The organism is Arthrobacter sp. NPDC093128 (assembly GCF_040683875.1).
Taxonomy (GTDB): Bacteria; Actinomycetota; Actinomycetes; order Actinomycetales; family Micrococcaceae; genus Arthrobacter.
In genome coordinates, this window is record NZ_JBFBEY010000018.1 from 21027 (window position 1) to 35268 (window position 14242).

At 66.6% G+C, this 14242-nt stretch carries 14 protein-coding genes; 8 read left to right on the forward strand and 6 right to left on the reverse strand.

Translation table 11 applies throughout. From position 1 onward, the window contains the following. Positions 1-9 precede the first annotated feature (9 nt). The 6 genes from aceB (at position 10) to AB0N24_RS19840 (ending at position 6297) form a co-directional block, all read left to right on the forward strand. On the forward strand, positions 10-1608 hold the full coding sequence (aceB, locus tag AB0N24_RS19815) for a malate synthase A (protein WP_364127932.1): 1599 nt from the start codon (positions 10-12) through the stop codon (positions 1606-1608). A gap of 3 nt (positions 1609-1611) precedes the next feature. Then, complete coding sequence (locus tag AB0N24_RS19820; RefSeq protein ID WP_364127935.1) at positions 1612-2886, forward strand: aldolase; 1275 nt, start codon at positions 1612-1614, stop codon at positions 2884-2886. Positions 2887-2896: 10 nt separating this feature from the next. Next, complete coding sequence (locus tag AB0N24_RS19825; RefSeq protein ID WP_364127938.1) at positions 2897-3709, forward strand: bifunctional allantoicase/(S)-ureidoglycine aminohydrolase; 813 nt, start codon at positions 2897-2899, stop codon at positions 3707-3709. Between the two features lie 131 nt (positions 3710-3840). Continuing rightward, positions 3841-5004 (forward strand): serine hydrolase domain-containing protein, encoded by a 1164-nt coding sequence (locus AB0N24_RS19830; RefSeq protein WP_364127940.1) that lies wholly within the window; start codon positions 3841-3843, stop codon positions 5002-5004. A gap of 74 nt (positions 5005-5078) precedes the next feature. Further along, entirely contained in the window at positions 5079-5984 is a 906-nt protein-coding gene (locus AB0N24_RS19835) for a CHAD domain-containing protein (protein WP_364127943.1), read from the forward strand. Positions 5985-6078: 94 nt separating this feature from the next. After that, entirely contained in the window at positions 6079-6297 is a 219-nt protein-coding gene (locus tag AB0N24_RS19840) for a hypothetical protein (RefSeq protein ID WP_364127946.1), read from the forward strand. Here the strand turns inward: AB0N24_RS19840 and AB0N24_RS19845 are convergent. The 4 genes from AB0N24_RS19845 to AB0N24_RS19860 all read right to left on the reverse strand — a co-directional run bounded on the left by AB0N24_RS19845 (position 6294) and on the right by AB0N24_RS19860 (position 10224). After that, positions 6294-6995, reverse strand: coding sequence for an HAD family hydrolase (locus tag AB0N24_RS19845; RefSeq protein ID WP_364127948.1), 702 nt, complete (start codon positions 6993-6995; stop codon positions 6294-6296). The two genes, AB0N24_RS19840 and AB0N24_RS19845, sit on opposite strands and share 4 nt — an antisense overlap. Before the next feature lie 14 nt (positions 6996-7009). Continuing rightward, a complete protein-coding gene (locus AB0N24_RS19850) occupies positions 7010-7321 on the reverse strand; it encodes a hypothetical protein (RefSeq protein WP_364127951.1) in 312 nt (103 codons plus the stop codon). Positions 7322-7422: 101 nt separating this feature from the next. Further along, the gene (locus AB0N24_RS19855) at positions 7423-8295 is read right to left on the reverse strand and encodes a fumarylacetoacetate hydrolase family protein (protein ID WP_364127953.1); all 873 of its coding nucleotides are present in this window, start codon (positions 8293-8295) and stop codon (positions 7423-7425) included. A gap of 135 nt (positions 8296-8430) precedes the next feature. Further along, positions 8431-10224: a glycoside hydrolase family 15 protein gene (locus AB0N24_RS19860; protein ID WP_364127956.1), complete on the reverse strand. Its 1794-nt coding sequence runs from the start codon at positions 10222-10224 to the stop codon at positions 8431-8433. Positions 10225-10271: 47 nt separating this feature from the next. Here AB0N24_RS19860 and AB0N24_RS19865 point away from each other — a divergent pair, with 47 nt between their 5' ends. Both AB0N24_RS19865 and AB0N24_RS19870 read left to right on the forward strand, forming a co-directional pair. Further along, positions 10272-11003 carry a DUF72 domain-containing protein gene (locus tag AB0N24_RS19865; RefSeq protein WP_364127959.1) on the forward strand — a complete coding sequence of 244 codons (732 nt, stop codon included), beginning with the start codon at positions 10272-10274 and terminating at the stop codon, positions 11001-11003. Positions 11004-11122: 119 nt separating this feature from the next. After that, complete coding sequence (locus tag AB0N24_RS19870; protein ID WP_364127962.1) at positions 11123-12181, forward strand: phosphatase domain-containing protein; 1059 nt, start codon at positions 11123-11125, stop codon at positions 12179-12181. Between the two features lie 36 nt (positions 12182-12217). Here AB0N24_RS19870 and AB0N24_RS19875 read toward each other — a convergent pair whose 3' ends face one another. Together AB0N24_RS19875 and AB0N24_RS19880 are read right to left on the reverse strand one after the other, a co-directional pair. Then, positions 12218-13717: a GH1 family beta-glucosidase gene (locus AB0N24_RS19875; protein ID WP_364127965.1), complete on the reverse strand. Its 1500-nt coding sequence runs from the start codon at positions 13715-13717 to the stop codon at positions 12218-12220. A 108-nt stretch (positions 13718-13825) separates the two neighbouring features. Next, the gene (locus AB0N24_RS19880; RefSeq protein ID WP_364127968.1) at positions 13826-14209 is read right to left on the reverse strand and encodes a DnaJ domain-containing protein; all 384 of its coding nucleotides are present in this window, start codon (positions 14207-14209) and stop codon (positions 13826-13828) included. Positions 14210-14242: the final 33 nt, after the last annotated feature.

The following is a 14242-nucleotide window of genomic DNA, read 5'->3' on the forward strand; positions in this document are numbered from 1 at the left end:
ACCCGGACAATGGCTCTCTCAGTCACAGACCCGCAGCCGATTGCACGAGCAGAGGAAATCCTCACCCCGAAGGCACTGGCCTTTGTGGAGGAGCTCCACAAGCGGTTTGCGGGCACCCGCGCCGAACTCCTCAAAGCCCGCGTGGCCAAGCGCGAGCAGGTAGCCCGGACCGGAAAGCTTGATTTCCTGCCGGAAACCAAGGATGTCCGCGAGGGCGACTGGAAGGTTGCGCCGGCGCCTGCCGCACTGCAGGACCGCCGCGTGGAAATGACCGGCCCCGCCTCACCGGCCAAGATGGCCATCAACGCCCTCAACTCCGGCGCCAAGGTGTGGCTGGCCGACCTCGAGGACGCCAGTACACCCACCTGGGCCAACGTCATCGACGCCATCCTAAACCTGCGCGATGCCGCCACCGGATCGCTGAGCTACACCTCCCCCGAGGGCAAGGAATACCGGCTCCGCACCGATGCCCCGCTCGCCGTGGTCGTGGCCCGTCCCCGAGGCTGGCACATGGACGAGCGCCACCTCCTGCTCAACGGCGAACACACCGTGGGCGCGCTGGTGGACTTCGGCCTGCACTTCTTCCACGTGGCCAAGCAGCTGGTCCTCAACGGCCACGGTCCGTACTACTACCTGCCCAAGATGGAAAGCCACCTTGAGGCGAGGCTCTGGAACGAAGTGTTCGTCTTCGCGCAGGAATTCCTGGGCCTCCCGCAGGGCACCATCAAGGCCACCGTGCTGATCGAGACCATCCCCGCAGCGTTCGAGATGGACGAAATCCTGTACGAGCTCCGCGACCACGCCGCCGGTTTGAACGCCGGACGGTGGGACTACCTGTTCAGCATCATCAAGTACTTCCGCGATGCCGGAGCGGACTTTGTGCTGCCGGACCGCGCCACGGTGGCCATGACGGCACCCTTCATGCGCGCCTACACCGAGCTGCTGGTCAAGACGTGCCACCACCGCGGCGCCTTTGCCATGGGCGGCATGGCTGCCGTGATCCCCAACCGCCGCGAACCCGAGGTCACCGCCCAGGCGTTCGAGAAGGTCCGTGCGGACAAGACGCGCGAGGCCAACGACGGCTTTGACGGCTCCTGGGTTGCGCACCCGGACCTGGTGCCGGTGTGCCAGGAAGTGTTCGATTCCGTCCTCGGGGAGCGCCCCAACCAGCTGGACAAACAGCGCCCGGAGGTCAGCGTCACCGCGGACCAGCTGCTGGACATCGCCTCGGCTGACGGCACGGTCACGGAGGCCGGGCTGCGCCTGAACCTCTACGTCGCCGTCGCGTATACGGCCGTGTGGATTTCGGGCAACGGCGCGGTGGCCATCCACAACCTGATGGAGGATGCCGCCACGGCCGAGATCTCCCGCTCGCAGGTCTGGCAGCAGATCCGCAACGGCGTGGTGCTGGCCGACACCGGGAACACTGTCACCCGTGAACTCGTCAGCGCCATCCTCGCCGAGGAAACCGCAAAGCTCCGCGGCGAAGTGGGAGAGGAAGCCTTCGCGAAGTACTACCTCCCCGCCAGCGAGCTGATCGCGGACATCTGCCTTTCCGAGGACTACACGGACTTCCTCACCACTCCGGCCTACGAACTGGTGGGCTGAGGCATGGCAGTACCCTCAGGTTCCCTCAGCCCCAACGATCTCGCGCAGATCGACGCCCAGCTGGCCGCCACCGACCAGCTGCTGGAGCGCAACTACCCGGGCGACGACGGCACCCGCCAGCCCGTACATACCGTGTATATACCGGCGGACCGTTTCACGCCGTCGTTCGCGGCTGAGTGGGGTGCCCAGGCGCTGGCGACGGCGGACGCCCACGGCGGCCTGGCCCGCCTGGGTCACCTGCTGGGCCAGGACGCCGACCTTGCCGAGGCCGTGGCGGCACGGGTCCAGGCGAAACTGGAGACCGAGCCGGTCGAGGACCTGCGCCTGGACTTCGAGGACGGGTTCGGGGACAGGGGCGACGACGCCGAGGACGCTGCCGCTGTGGCGGCGGCTTCCGCCGTGGCCGCCGCAGTTGCGGCCGGCACAGCGCCCCCGTTCATCGGCATCCGATTCAAGTGCTTCGAGGCTGCCACCAGGGCCCGCGGCCTGCGTACGCTGGACCTGTTTGTTTCCGGCCTGGCCGCAGCGGGCGAACTCCCGCAGGGCCTGATCCTCACCCTGCCGAAGGTCACCACCGTGGCGCAGGTCAAGGCCATGGACTTCGCCGTCTCCCGGCTGGAGGAAGCCCATGCGCTGCCCGCAGGCCGGCTGCGGTTCGAGGTGCAGGTGGAGACCCCGCAGCTCATCCTCGGCCCGGACGGCACCTCACCGGTGGCGCAGCTTCCGCACGCCGTCCCGGGCAGGATCAGCGGCCTGCACTACGGCACCTATGACTACTCCGCCTCCCTGCAGATCGCCGCCGAATACCAGTCCATGGAACATCCGGTGGCTGACTACGCCAAGGAGGTCATGCAGCTTGCAGTGGCCGGAACGGGCATCCGGCTGTCGGACGGTTCCACCAACATCATCCCGGTGGGCGACAACGTGGAGAATGCGTGGCGCCTGCACGGGCGGCTGGTGCGGCGTTCCCTGGAACGCGGCTACTACCAGGGCTGGGACCTGCACCCGGCCCAGCTGCCCAGCCGGTTCGCGGCCACCTACGCGTTCTACCGCCAGGGGCTGCCCGCGGCGGCGGCCCGGCTGCGCAACTACGTGGATCACACCGAAGGCGGGGTCATGGACGAGCCCGCCACCGCCCGGGCGCTGGCCGCATTCGTGCTGCGCGGCGTCCAGTGCGGCGCCGTGGGCGCCGAAGACGTCCAGGCGCTTGCCGGCGTCGGAATCCCCCAACTCACCGGTCTGGCCCACCCAAGGCTGGCCCACTCCACTTCGAAGTAAGGACCCAATGATGGGCAAGTACTACTACCCCCAGGGCGGCCTGCCGCCGCAGACCCACCTCACCACTGAACGGGCCATCGTCACGGAGGCCTACACGGTCATCCCCAAGGGCGTCATGACCGACATCGTGACCAGCACCCTGCCGGGTTTCACTAACACCCGGTCCTGGATCATCGCCCGCCCGATCGCCGGTTTCTCCACCACCTTCTCCCAGCTGATCGTTGAGATCGGCCCCGGCGGCGGTGCCCCGAAGGCCGAGTTCGAAGCAGGCGTCGAAGGCGTCGTCTTCGTCACCAAGGGCAAGGTCAACCTGACCCTCGACGGCGAACTGCACGCAATGGAGGAAGGCGGCTACGCCTACCTTGCTGCCGGCTCCACCTGGGGCCTGGAAAACGTCTCGGACGACATCGTCTCCTTCCAGTGGATCCGCAAGGCCTATGAGCGGCTCGAGGGTTACGAGGCCAAGTCGTTCGTCACCAGTGACGCGGAAGTCGAACCCACCGCGATGCCGGATACCGACGGCGCCTGGAAGACCACCCGCTTCACGGATTCCAGCGACCTGGCCCACGACATGCAGGTGAACATTGTGACGTTCCAGCCGGGCGGCGTGATCCCGTTCCCGGAGACCCACGTCATGGAGCACGGCCTGTACGTGCTGGAGGGCAAGGCCATGTACCTGCTCAACAACGACTGGGTGGAGGTGGAGGCCGGCGACTTCATGTGGCTGCGCGCCTTCTGCCCGCAGGCTTGCTACGCCGGTGGTCCCGGCCAGTTCCGTTACCTGCTGTACAAGGACATGAACCGCCAGATCCGGCTGACCTAGCCCTCCAAGACTGACGCCCACCGAGATCGTCGGAAGCCTGCCAATTCGCCGTTGGTCCGGCGATTTCGCGCGTTTCCGGCGAATTCGGCGGCATCCGCTGGCTATTGACGCGTCAGAGCGCTCTGAGGAACATGAGTTTCGTGGCACGGATTCGCGCACTGCCGTTCCGGACCGCGGCCGCGGCAACCGTCGCCGTGCTGGTCGCAGCACTGGGCGGCTGCACTGCGGCCCCGGAGCCGCCGGAGCAGCCCTCGTCCCTGGCACGGCTGGCGGCAGCGCTGGAAGAGTTTGGCAACGAAATGCTCGACGACGGCGCCCCCGCCGTCCTGATGCAGGCCAAAGTGCGGGGCGAAGAATGGTCCCGCGCTTCCGGTGTCAGAAGCCTGGAGGGCCGGGAACCGTTGGAGATTGACAATCCCGTGCCCATCGGAAGGGTGACCGAATCCTTCGTGGCCGTGTCCGTGCTCAAACTCGCGGTGGAAGGCAGACTTGGCCTCGAGGACCCTGTCAGCCAGCATTTGCCGGACTTCGAGAGCATCATGCACCCGCCCGGGCCCGTCACGATCCGGCGGCTGCTGCAGCACGAGTCCGGGATGCCGGACTACCTCATCCCGCTCCTTCAACAGGGCAGCCTGGGCGAGGTGTTGGCCACCGGCCGCAGCCACCGGGAACTCCTCGCCTTGGCCGCGACCAAGCGGTGGGAGCCGAGGCTGGCGCAGGGTTATGAGTACTCGGGTTCGAACTACATCGCGCTGGGCATGATCGTGGAACGGCTGCGCGGGTTGCCGATCGGCGACGTATTGCGATCCGACGTGACAGAGCCGCTCGGCCTCACGACCACGTGGATGACCGAACGCGGTCCCGCCCCTCCCTCGCTGGTCCACGGCTACGTCACCAGTTCTGGCGAGCGCCTGGACGTCAGCTACCCCCCATTCCGCGCCGGCGATCCTGCCGGGGGCCTGGTGTCCGGCGTCGGCGACCTGAACACGTTTTATGCCGCGCTGCTCGAGGGCCGCCTGATCCCACGGGCCATGGTCACGGACATGCAGACCCCGCCGTACGCCCGGTACGGGATGGGGATCCAGCGCTGGAACGATACCTGCACCAACAACTTCTACTACGGCCGCGCCGGGGACACGGCCGGCTACGGCACTATTTCGATGTCCAGCGCTGACGGAACCCGGCAGGCATCGGTCTCCCTTGCTACCCCGCCGCGGCCCTTCAGCTTAAAGGGCAACGGTATGGCGGAGGACCTCGTGGACATCGTTGAGGAAGCACTCAACGCCAGCTGTTGAAGCACGCAGAAGCCCAGCAACACGGCATGACAAACGGCCCTTCTGGCGTCACCCCCGCCGACGTAGAGTGAGGCATGCCCACCACAGCCGGCGAGGTCCTGACAAACTACTTGGCCCAGCAGCTCGCCGAGCTCAGGCATCAGGAGCCCCTGGTGCGCCAGGAAGAACCGGACTCAGTCCATCAGATGCGGATGTGCGCCCGCCGGCTGCGGTCAGTGCTCGCAACAGGGAAGAAGCTCCTCGACGCCGGCACCGTGACTGATGTGAGGGCAGAGCTGAGGTGGCTCTCCGAGGTGCTCGGTTCGGCGCGGGATCCGGAAGTGATCCACGACCGGCTCCGGGAGCTCCTGGCCGGCGAACCCGACGCGCTGGTCTTCGGACCAGCGGCCCAGCGAATCGACGACGAACTTGACTCCACGTCCGCCGCTGGCCGCCTCGCCGTCCTGGAGGCCCTCGACGGCGACCGTTACGCCACCTTGGTCTCCCGTCTTGAGGAGCTGGTGGCGGCCCCGCCCCTGACCGCGAAGGCTGCAGGAGACGCCCGCAAGGCAATGCGGAAGCTGGTGTCCAGGGAAACCAAGAGGGTCCGGCGCAGAGTGCGGGCGCTGCAGGAACAGCACGGCGGCAGCAGTCCAGCAGCGAGCTCCGGCTCCCCTCCGGACGGTACGGCCCGCGACGCCGGCCTTCATGAAGTGCGCAAGGCGGCCAAGCGGCTCCGCTACGCTGCCGAGGCCGCCGAACCGGTTGCTGGGAAGAAGGTCGCAAGAATGGCCAAACGTGCCCACGAACTGCAGCAGATCCTGGGCCTTCACCAGGACAGCGTGGTGGCACGACACCTCCTCGCGGACCTTGGCGGCCGGGCCTTCCGCGGCGGGGAAAGCGGCTTCACGTACGGACGGCTCCACGCTCGGGAAGAAGCACGTGCGGACCGCGCCGAGGCTAAATTCAGGAAGGCCTGGAAGAAGTTTCCCCGCAGCTAAGTAGAAAAACTAAGCAAACTGAGCAAATCCCTTGCCTGGGGAGGCAGCGGATCATAGCGTTGGATCATCCCGAGCATCGAGGAAAGGCAACGACATGACGCTGTACCAGCCAGAGCCGGTGGAGATTTCCACGCGGATGCGTCCCGGCGAGTGGACGGAATCCAGCCTTGAAGAGCTGGTCACGTCCTACCGGGCCAAGCTCATGAAAATGGGGGCGGGGCCTACCGATGTCATCACCGAAGTTGAACGGGACGATGACGGCTCCGTCAGTGTCGCGGTTTCATGGAACAAGGGCGACATCTCCGACGCCTAGTCCCTTGCGGCGAGCCTGCCTAAGGCGCTGTCACGCAGGTTCGACAGCAGGTCGCGCGGATTCTCATAAATTTCCACGGCACCGGCCTCCAGCAGCTCGGCCGCGCTGGTTCCGCCGCAGGTGAGGCCGATCGTGGGAATACCCAACTTGCCGGCGGCGTACACGTCCCACACGGCGTCGCCGACGTAAACCGCATCCCCGGCGTCCAGGCCGATCGCTTCCAGCGCCGCCTCCAGGATGTCCGGGTCCGGCTTGCTTTCTTTGGCATCGTTGGCGCTGGTGGCGGCGTGGATGAAGGAATCGGCGCGAAGCGTGGAGCGCAGCACCTCGAGGTCCTGCGCCCGGGCCGATGACGCAAGCGCGACGGCGAAGCCGCTTTCATAACACTGGGCCAGGAGGTCCCGCGCTCCGTCGAAGGCCCGCAGCGCTGGCCAGTAGGTGGCGAACACCGCGCCGTGGGCGGCCATGATGGCTGCGTCCCGGGTCTTGTCGCGTCCGGTCGGGAGAAGCCGGTCAACCAGCTTGTCGCCTCCCATGCCAACAGAGCGGTGGATGGACGCCATCGGAACATCCAGGCCAACTTGCCTGAACGCCTGCCACCACGCGAGGGTATGCAGATAGCTGGAATCCACCAGGGTCCCGTCGACGTCGAAAAGAACGCCGCGCTGCCGGCCTGAGCCGGGTCCGATGTTGGGCATGGCCACCTTTAGGCTCAGTGATGCGTGCGGGCTCGCTTTTGACCTGTGGCCGCCGATGCCCGCCCGGACCCCAGAACGCCTATGTTCTTGGGTGCCTTGGCATGCTGCCGCACGGGCGGCTGCCTGAGCGGCTCGGAGTCCTGGGTTTCGCTAAGGTCGCGGATCAGGCCGGTCCCCGCAATTTCCCTAGCCTTGGCCACGCCTGCCGCGGCGGCACGCTTGGTGGGAAAGGTCACTGAGATGGCCATCAGGGTTCCGGTTCCGTCGATGAGCTTGACGCGGTAGCCGCCGTCGGGGGCATCAACCAGCTCGAAGTATCCAGCCATTGCAACTCCTCCATCCATACCCCAATCCGAGGTATTAGTAAGTATACTTACCTCTGCTGGATAGGGAAGTCCCGAGGCATGTCCAGGCGACGGCTTCCGGGCTAAAGTGCAGCGGTTTGCCGAAGAACCTGGCGCTGACGGCCCAGTCCTTCGACTTCCAGCTCCAGCACATCGCCGTCCCGGAGGTAGGGAAAGCGCCCGGAGAGGGCCACGCCCTCCGGGGTACCGGTCAGGATGACGTCGCCGGCTTCCAGGACCATGAACTGGCTCAGGTGGTGCACGATGGCGGGAACGTCGAAGATGAGGTCCGCCGTGGACGAGTCCTGGCGAGGCTCGCCATTTACCCAGGTCCGCAACCGAAGATCCGTTGCGTCCAGGTCAGCGGCCGGGACGAACCACGGGCCAAGGGGCGTGGACGCCGGCAGCGACTTTCCTTTGACCCACTGGCCGGCCGCGCCGGGCAACTGGTAGTCACGCTCTGAAAGGTCGTTGGCCAGCACGTAACCGGCGATGCAGTCCGCGGCCTCGCCCACCGACGCCAGGTAGGAGGTGCGCCGCCCGATCACGACGGCGAGCTCAACTTCCCAGTCATACTTGCCGGACAGCGGCGGGATGGGGGCGTCGTCGAACGGGCCTGCCACCGTGTTGGTTGGCTTGAGGAATACCACCGGCACTTCCGGCACGGCGGCTCCTGACTCGGCCGCATGGCCGGCGTAGTTCAGGCCGATGCCCACCAGCGCGCGGGGGCGGGCCAGCGGGGCACCCGTGCGAAGCGCGCCAGCGTCAGTGATCTCGGCCAGGTTCCCGGCCGCGAGCGCGTCCCGGACCCGGTCAACGCCACTGGCTTCCAGGAACGTTCCGTCGATGTCCGCTGTGAGGCCAGCGAGGGAATACCATTTCCCGTTCGAGTCCGCACCGCCGGGCTGAACGGCCGGCTGCTCCCTGCCTGGATCTCCGAGACGCGCAAATTTCACCGGTCAACACTCCTTCGTGCCTGCTCCGAATAGGTTCCGTGACCATGGAACCACGCAGCTGCCCCCGGCCCCCAGCTGAACGAAATGTGACCGCCTCGCGGACCGCCGGGCAGGCCGCCGCCGCCGGCCCCGCCGTCAGCTCCCGTGTACCGGGGTGTCGCTGCGGTGCACGCTGTCCTCATGCAGTTCCAGCGCACTCATGATCAGCGCGAAGTGGCTGAAGGCCTGCGGGGTGTTTCCCAGCTGGCGGCCGCTTTCGACGCCCCATTCCTCGCTCAGGAGACCCACGTCGTTGCGCAGCGCCAGGAGCCGCTCGAACAGTTCCTTGGCTTCGCGGCGCCGCCCCACCCCAATGAGCGCTTCCACCAGCCAGAAGGAGCAGGCGAGGAAGACGCCTTCGTCCCCGGTGAGCCCGTCGTCGACTTCCTCCGTCCGGTAGCGCAACAGGAAACCGTCGTGCGTGAGTTCGCGCTGCACGGCTTCGATGGTGCCCACCACCCTGGGGTCTTCCGGCGGGAGAAAGCCGACGCGGGGCAGGAGCAGGAGGCTGGCGTCCAGCTCCGGCCGCCCATAGGACTGCACAAAGGTGTTCCGCTCCGCGTCGAATCCGTGGGCCATGACATCTGCGTGGATGGTGTCCCGGAGTTCCTCCCAGCGGTCAGCCGGGCCCACCAGACCAAAATCCCGTACGCCCTTGACCATCCGGTCGGCCGCAACCCATGCCATCACTTTTGAGTGGGTGAAGTGGCGGCGGGGGCCGCGCATCTCCCAAAGTCCGTTGTCGGGCTGCCGCCAGGCGCCCTCAAGGTGTTCCATAAGGGCAACCTGGACGTCCCAGGCCTCGTCGCTGTGCTTCAGCAGGGAGTGCCTGGTCAGGGACAGGCAGTCCAGGACCTCGCCCCACACGTCCAGCTGGAGCTGGCCGGCGGCACCGTTGCCGATCCGCACTGGAGCGGACTTTTCGTAGCCCTGCAGCCACGGGAGCTCCATTTCCGGCAGCCTGCGCTCGCCGTGGATGCCGTACATGATCTGCAGGTCCGCCGGGTCGCCGGCCACTGCCCGCAGTAGCCAGTCGCGCCAGGAGGCTGCCTCTTCGGTATAGCCGGCGGCAAGCAGTGCCTGCAGCGTGAGCGTGGCGTCCCGGAGCCAGCAATAGCGGTAGTCCCAGTTGCGGGAGCCACCCAGCTGCTCCGGCAGGGACGTGGTCACAGCAGCCACGATGCCGCCCGTTGGATCGTAGGTCAGTGCCTTGAGCGTGATCAGCGAGCGCTGGATGGCCTCACGGTAGGGGCCGGTGATGGTGCATTTCGCGGACCAATCCAGCCAGAAGGCCTCCGTGGACGCCAGGACGGCCTCCGGATCGATGGACCGCGGGCGGTAGAGGTGGCTGGGCGTCCAGGTGAGCACGAAGGGCACTCTCTCGCCCGCTCCGACGGTGAAATCGCTGACGGTCTTCATGCGCTCGCCGCGCAGGGGTGCGTCGGTGACCAGGTAGGCCGCATCGGGGCCGGCGACGGCGTGGATTCCGTGCTTGTCGTGCCGGACCCAGGGGACGATGTGGCCGTAGTCGAACCGCAGGGCCAGTTCGCCCCGCATCCTGACGCTTCCGCGGACGCCAACCACGATCCGCACAATGTCCGCCACGGCGTCACGGGGCGGCATGAAGTCGATGACCTTCACCTTTCCGCTTTCGGTTTCCCATTCGGTCTCCAGAATGAGCGTCCCCTTGCGGTAACGGCGCCGGGTGCAGTTTCCGCCGCCGGCAGGTGCCAGCAGCCACCGTCCCGACTTAGGTGTGTCCAGCAGCGCGTTGAAGCAGGCCGGCGAATCGAACCGCGGCAGGCACAGCCAGTCGATGGAACCCTCCGTGCTGATAAGTGCCGCCGTGTGCAGGTCGCCCACCACCGCGTAGTCCTCTATGCGTGCCATGGGACTCACAGTGCCACACGCCGCCCCGTCCGACTACCATCCAAGGCATGGGGATCCACATCGGCACGTCCGGCTGGAGCTATGACCACTGGGAGAACGTGCTCTACCCGCCGGGGCTGCCGGCGCGCGACCGGCTGGCGCACTATGTGGCGCGCTTCAATACCGTGGAGCTCAACGCGAGTTTCTACCGCTGGCCCCGGGAGTCCTCGTTCGCGAGCTGGCGCCGCCGCCTCCCCGAGGGGTTTGCCATGTCGGTCAAGGCCCCCCGCGGCCTGACTCACGGCAAGAAGCTGTACGGCCCCGAGGTGTGGGTGGAGCGGATCATCAGGTGCTGGCATGAGCTGGGTGACAAACGCGCGGTGCTACTGGTCCAGCTCCCGCCTGATTTCGGCCGCGACGATGCCCGTCTTGGCTACTTCCTGGCGGCATTGCCGTGGTGGGTCCGCGTTGCGGTGGAGTTCCGGCACCCCAGCTGGGACCATCCTGACGTGTACGCCCTGCTGGAGCGCCACGGGGCCGCCTATTGCATCATGAGCGGCGCAAACCTCCCCTGCATCCTGCGGGCCACGGCGCCGTTCGTGTACGTCCGCCTGCACGGCCCGGACCACCAGCACCTCTACGGGGGCTCCTATTCGGAGGATGACCTTCGATGGTGGGCAGACCGCGTCCGGGAGTGGCAGGGTCTGGGCAAGGACGTGTTCGTCTATTTCAATAACGACGGCGGCGGCAACGCCGTGCGGAACGCCGACACGTTGCGGTGGCTGCTCGGAGAGGGCTGACTCACCTGCAATGGCCCCTTCGCGGGGAGCTCCCGCTCCACCTCCGCGGGTTGTTACGGTGCAGCGCCTTAGTGTCCGGCGGCGGTTGCCGGAGGGCCCCCTTGTGGCAGAGTGGAGGCATGGAATTGGCGTCGCAGGAATCACAGTTGCCCGGAAACCACGCGCTCCGGGTGGCACACAAGGTCTCGGATACGGTCAACGGCGTCCGCATCCAGCTGGCCCGGCGCTGGAATTTTATTCCGCAGACCCTTGCCTACCAGGGGTACGGCTCCACGTCGTGGGTGCGGGTCCTTGGCCGGGTAGTCCTCACCAGCAAGCCGAAACCAGGCAGCCGTGCAGAGCACGCCGCGAAGAACGGCAACCAGAATGTCCGCGGCTGGAGGGCGTTCACCAGCGTGCCCCTGCAGTTCACGAATGTGGACATCGAAATCGAGGGTGTGACCACCCGGGTCAAGGCGGACCGTGGCGGCCTGGTTGACACAGTGGTGAAGGTTGAACTGTCCCCGGGCTGGCACACCGCGACACTCCGCGCCGAAGGGACCGAGGCCGTGAAGGCCAGCATCCTGGTCATAGGTCCGGACACCAAGTTCGGAATCGTGTCCGACATCGACGACACCGTGATGGTCACGGCTCTACCCCGGCCCTTCCTTGCCTTGTGGAACACCTTTGTACTGAGTGAGCGGGCGCGGATGGCCACGCCCGGCATGCCGGTGCTGATGGACAGGCTGGTGGTGGAACACCCGGACGCCCCGGTGATCTACCTTTCCACCGGACCATGGAATGCGGCCCCGACGCTGGCTCGTTTCCTCAGCCGCAACATGTACCCGGCGGGCCCCCTGCTCCTGACGGACTGGGGGCTGACCCAGGACCGCTGGTTCCGCAGCGGCCAGGAGCACAAGAACGGCAATCTGGACCGGCTCGCCCAGGAATTCCCGGATGTGCGGTGGCTGCTGATCGGGGACAACGGCCAGCACGACGAACAGATCTACTCCAGGTTCGCCCGGGATCACGGCGACCGCGTTGCCGCCATTGCCATCCGCCAGCTCTCCGTTGGCGAATCAGTCCTGGCAGGCGGCCACTCTGAAAACGGGGACCACAGCGCCTCCGCCGTCCCGTGGATCTACTCCCCCGACGGCGCAGGCATCACCAGGGGCCTCGCCGACCTGAAACTGGTCTGACCTGCGGGCTGGACCCCAGCCGGCACGCACATCCCGTCACGGCACAGGCTCAGGCTCTTCCGCGGCGCCGGCGTCTAGGGCGGGGGCGGCCGCGTCCTTGCGCGCGGCGAGCACCTCCTGGAGCCAGTAGTAGGAGGCCTTGGGCGTCCTTGCCAACGTTTCGAAGTCAACGTGCAGGAGACCGAACGGCTGTTTGTAGCCGGCGGACCATTCAAAATTGTCCAGCAGCGACCACACATAATAGCCACGAAGGTCAATGGACTCCGCCTCGCCGCCCGGGGCTGTGGCCTCCAGCGCTGTGGCGATGTGCTGGGCCAGGTAGCGCAGCCGCCGCTCGTCGGGAATGATGATCCGGTCCGCGGCCTTGTCCCGGACCACTATGTCCTCAAAGCTTCCCCCGCCCTCGGTAATGAAGACCGGCGGCAGGTCCGGGTAGCGTTCCGCCATTTCACTGAGCGCCACCGCCATGTATTCAGGCTTGATGGGCCAGCCGTAGGCGGTCGTTTCGGCGTCGGGGAAGGGGGCGATGTGGAACGGGGCCCCCGGTGCGGTTCCGCTGAGGTCGTCCCCCATGGCCTCCGCCATCCCTGGCGGAACTGCTCCCTCGCCGGGCCCGGAGGCAACACTCGTGGGCATGTAGTAGTTCAGGCCGTAGAAATCCATGGGCTGGGAGATAAGCTGCATGTCCTCGTCGGAGGGGCTGAACGGGGTAAAGAACGTGGCAGCCCGGATGACGTCCGGGTACTTTCCGAGCAGGACGGGGTCCGCGAACAGCCTGTTCTGGAAGACGTCCATAAGCCCCGCGCTCAGCTTGTCCAATGGATTGCTCGAGGCGGGAACCATGGGCGAGTACACATTAGTCATGCCGATTTCGCCCGGGACTTTCGCTGCTCGCAGCGCCTGCATGGCCAGGCCGTGGGCAAGCAGCTGGTGATGGACGGTGGGCAGGGCCTGCAGGAGCTGCGATTCGCCCGGGGCGTGCAGGCCAAGGGCGTAGCCATTGGTGGTGACCGTGGCCGGTTCGTTGACCGTCACCCAGCGTGCCACCCGGTCACCGTAGGCAGCAGCCGCTATCGAGGCAAACTCGGCCAGCCGGTACGCCGTGTCCCGGTTCATCCAGCCGCCGGCTTCGTCCAGGGGAAGCGGCGTATCCCAGTGGTAGAGGGTCACCATCGGCGAAATACCGCTGGCGAGCAACTGGTCCAGCAGCCTGTCGTAGAAATCGAGTCCCGGCCTGTTGACCGGACCGCTGCCGCCCGGCTGGATCCGTGACCAGGACAGTGAGAACCGGTAGGAATCGATCCCCAGTTCCTTCATCAGTGCAACGTCTTCGGGCATGCGGTGGTAGTGGTCACAGGCAACGACGGGGCTGTGGTCGTCGACGATCGCGCCGGGCTTCTTCGCGAACACGTCCCATCCGGAGGGTCCGCGGCCGTCCTCGTCGAGGGCACCCTCGATCTGGAAGGCGGCCGTTGCAACCCCCAGGGTGAAGGACGGCGGGATCTTGGCGGCCATGTCCTTGGCTGAAAAGTTCATCGGCTTGCCCCTTATGTAGTTACCGGGTGGTGGATTGATATTAGTGCACTGCGGGCTCCGTGCCGAAGAGAAATTCCTTGCCGTGCATCAAGGCTTATCCGGTTCCCGCTAACCGGAGCCTGCCTTCGGGCCGCGTTCCCAGAGCACGGGACTAACCCGCAGCAACGGAGGCTGCTGCGCATGGACACGGCGGACCGGCACCTCGATCGGCCCGCGGCGGCGGGTGGTCGGGACGGACATGGTGCGGTCGTATGCGGCGCGGGTTATTGGATCCCCGAGTACCGCAAAAGCCTCCATGATGTCCAGCAGGCCGCTGTCGGCGTCGGCTTGACCGCCGTTGCCGGTCCCACGATCGGCCGGCACGCTGCCGCCGCCGTCGACGTCCGGGTGGTGGAGCCGCATCAGCGCGCGGTATGCGCGCGCGATTTCCCGCCGGGTGGCCGTTCTGTCCACCTTCAGCACTTCGTAATAGTCAGGCGGTTGATTACTCATGGCCGTAGTCCGCGACGGGGCGGCGGCCAGTCA

Coding starts and splice junctions, on each gene's coding strand:
- AB0N24_RS19820 (WP_364127935.1), top strand. CDS start 1,612: ATGGCAGTACCCTCAGGTTCCCTCAGCCCCAACGATCTCGCGCAGATC.
- AB0N24_RS19850 (WP_364127951.1), bottom strand. CDS start 7,321: ATGGCTGGATACTTCGAGCTGGTTGATGCCCCCGACGGCGGCTACCGC.
- AB0N24_RS19870 (WP_364127962.1), top strand. CDS start 11,123: ATGGAATTGGCGTCGCAGGAATCACAGTTGCCCGGAAACCACGCGCTC.
- AB0N24_RS19825 (WP_364127938.1), top strand. CDS start 2,897: ATGGGCAAGTACTACTACCCCCAGGGCGGCCTGCCGCCGCAGACCCAC.
- AB0N24_RS19860 (WP_364127956.1), bottom strand. CDS start 10,224: ATGGCACGCATAGAGGACTACGCGGTGGTGGGCGACCTGCACACGGCG.
- AB0N24_RS19875 (WP_364127965.1), bottom strand. CDS start 13,717: ATGAACTTTTCAGCCAAGGACATGGCCGCCAAGATCCCGCCGTCCTTC.
- AB0N24_RS19835 (WP_364127943.1), top strand. CDS start 5,079: ATGCCCACCACAGCCGGCGAGGTCCTGACAAACTACTTGGCCCAGCAG.
- AB0N24_RS19840 (WP_364127946.1), top strand. CDS start 6,079: ATGACGCTGTACCAGCCAGAGCCGGTGGAGATTTCCACGCGGATGCGT.
- aceB (WP_364127932.1), top strand. CDS start 10: ATGGCTCTCTCAGTCACAGACCCGCAGCCGATTGCACGAGCAGAGGAA.
- AB0N24_RS19845 (WP_364127948.1), bottom strand. CDS start 6,995: ATGCCCAACATCGGACCCGGCTCAGGCCGGCAGCGCGGCGTTCTTTTC.
- AB0N24_RS19880 (WP_364127968.1), bottom strand. CDS start 14,209: ATGAGTAATCAACCGCCTGACTATTACGAAGTGCTGAAGGTGGACAGA.
- AB0N24_RS19865 (WP_364127959.1), top strand. CDS start 10,272: ATGGGGATCCACATCGGCACGTCCGGCTGGAGCTATGACCACTGGGAG.
- AB0N24_RS19830 (WP_364127940.1), top strand. CDS start 3,841: ATGAGTTTCGTGGCACGGATTCGCGCACTGCCGTTCCGGACCGCGGCC.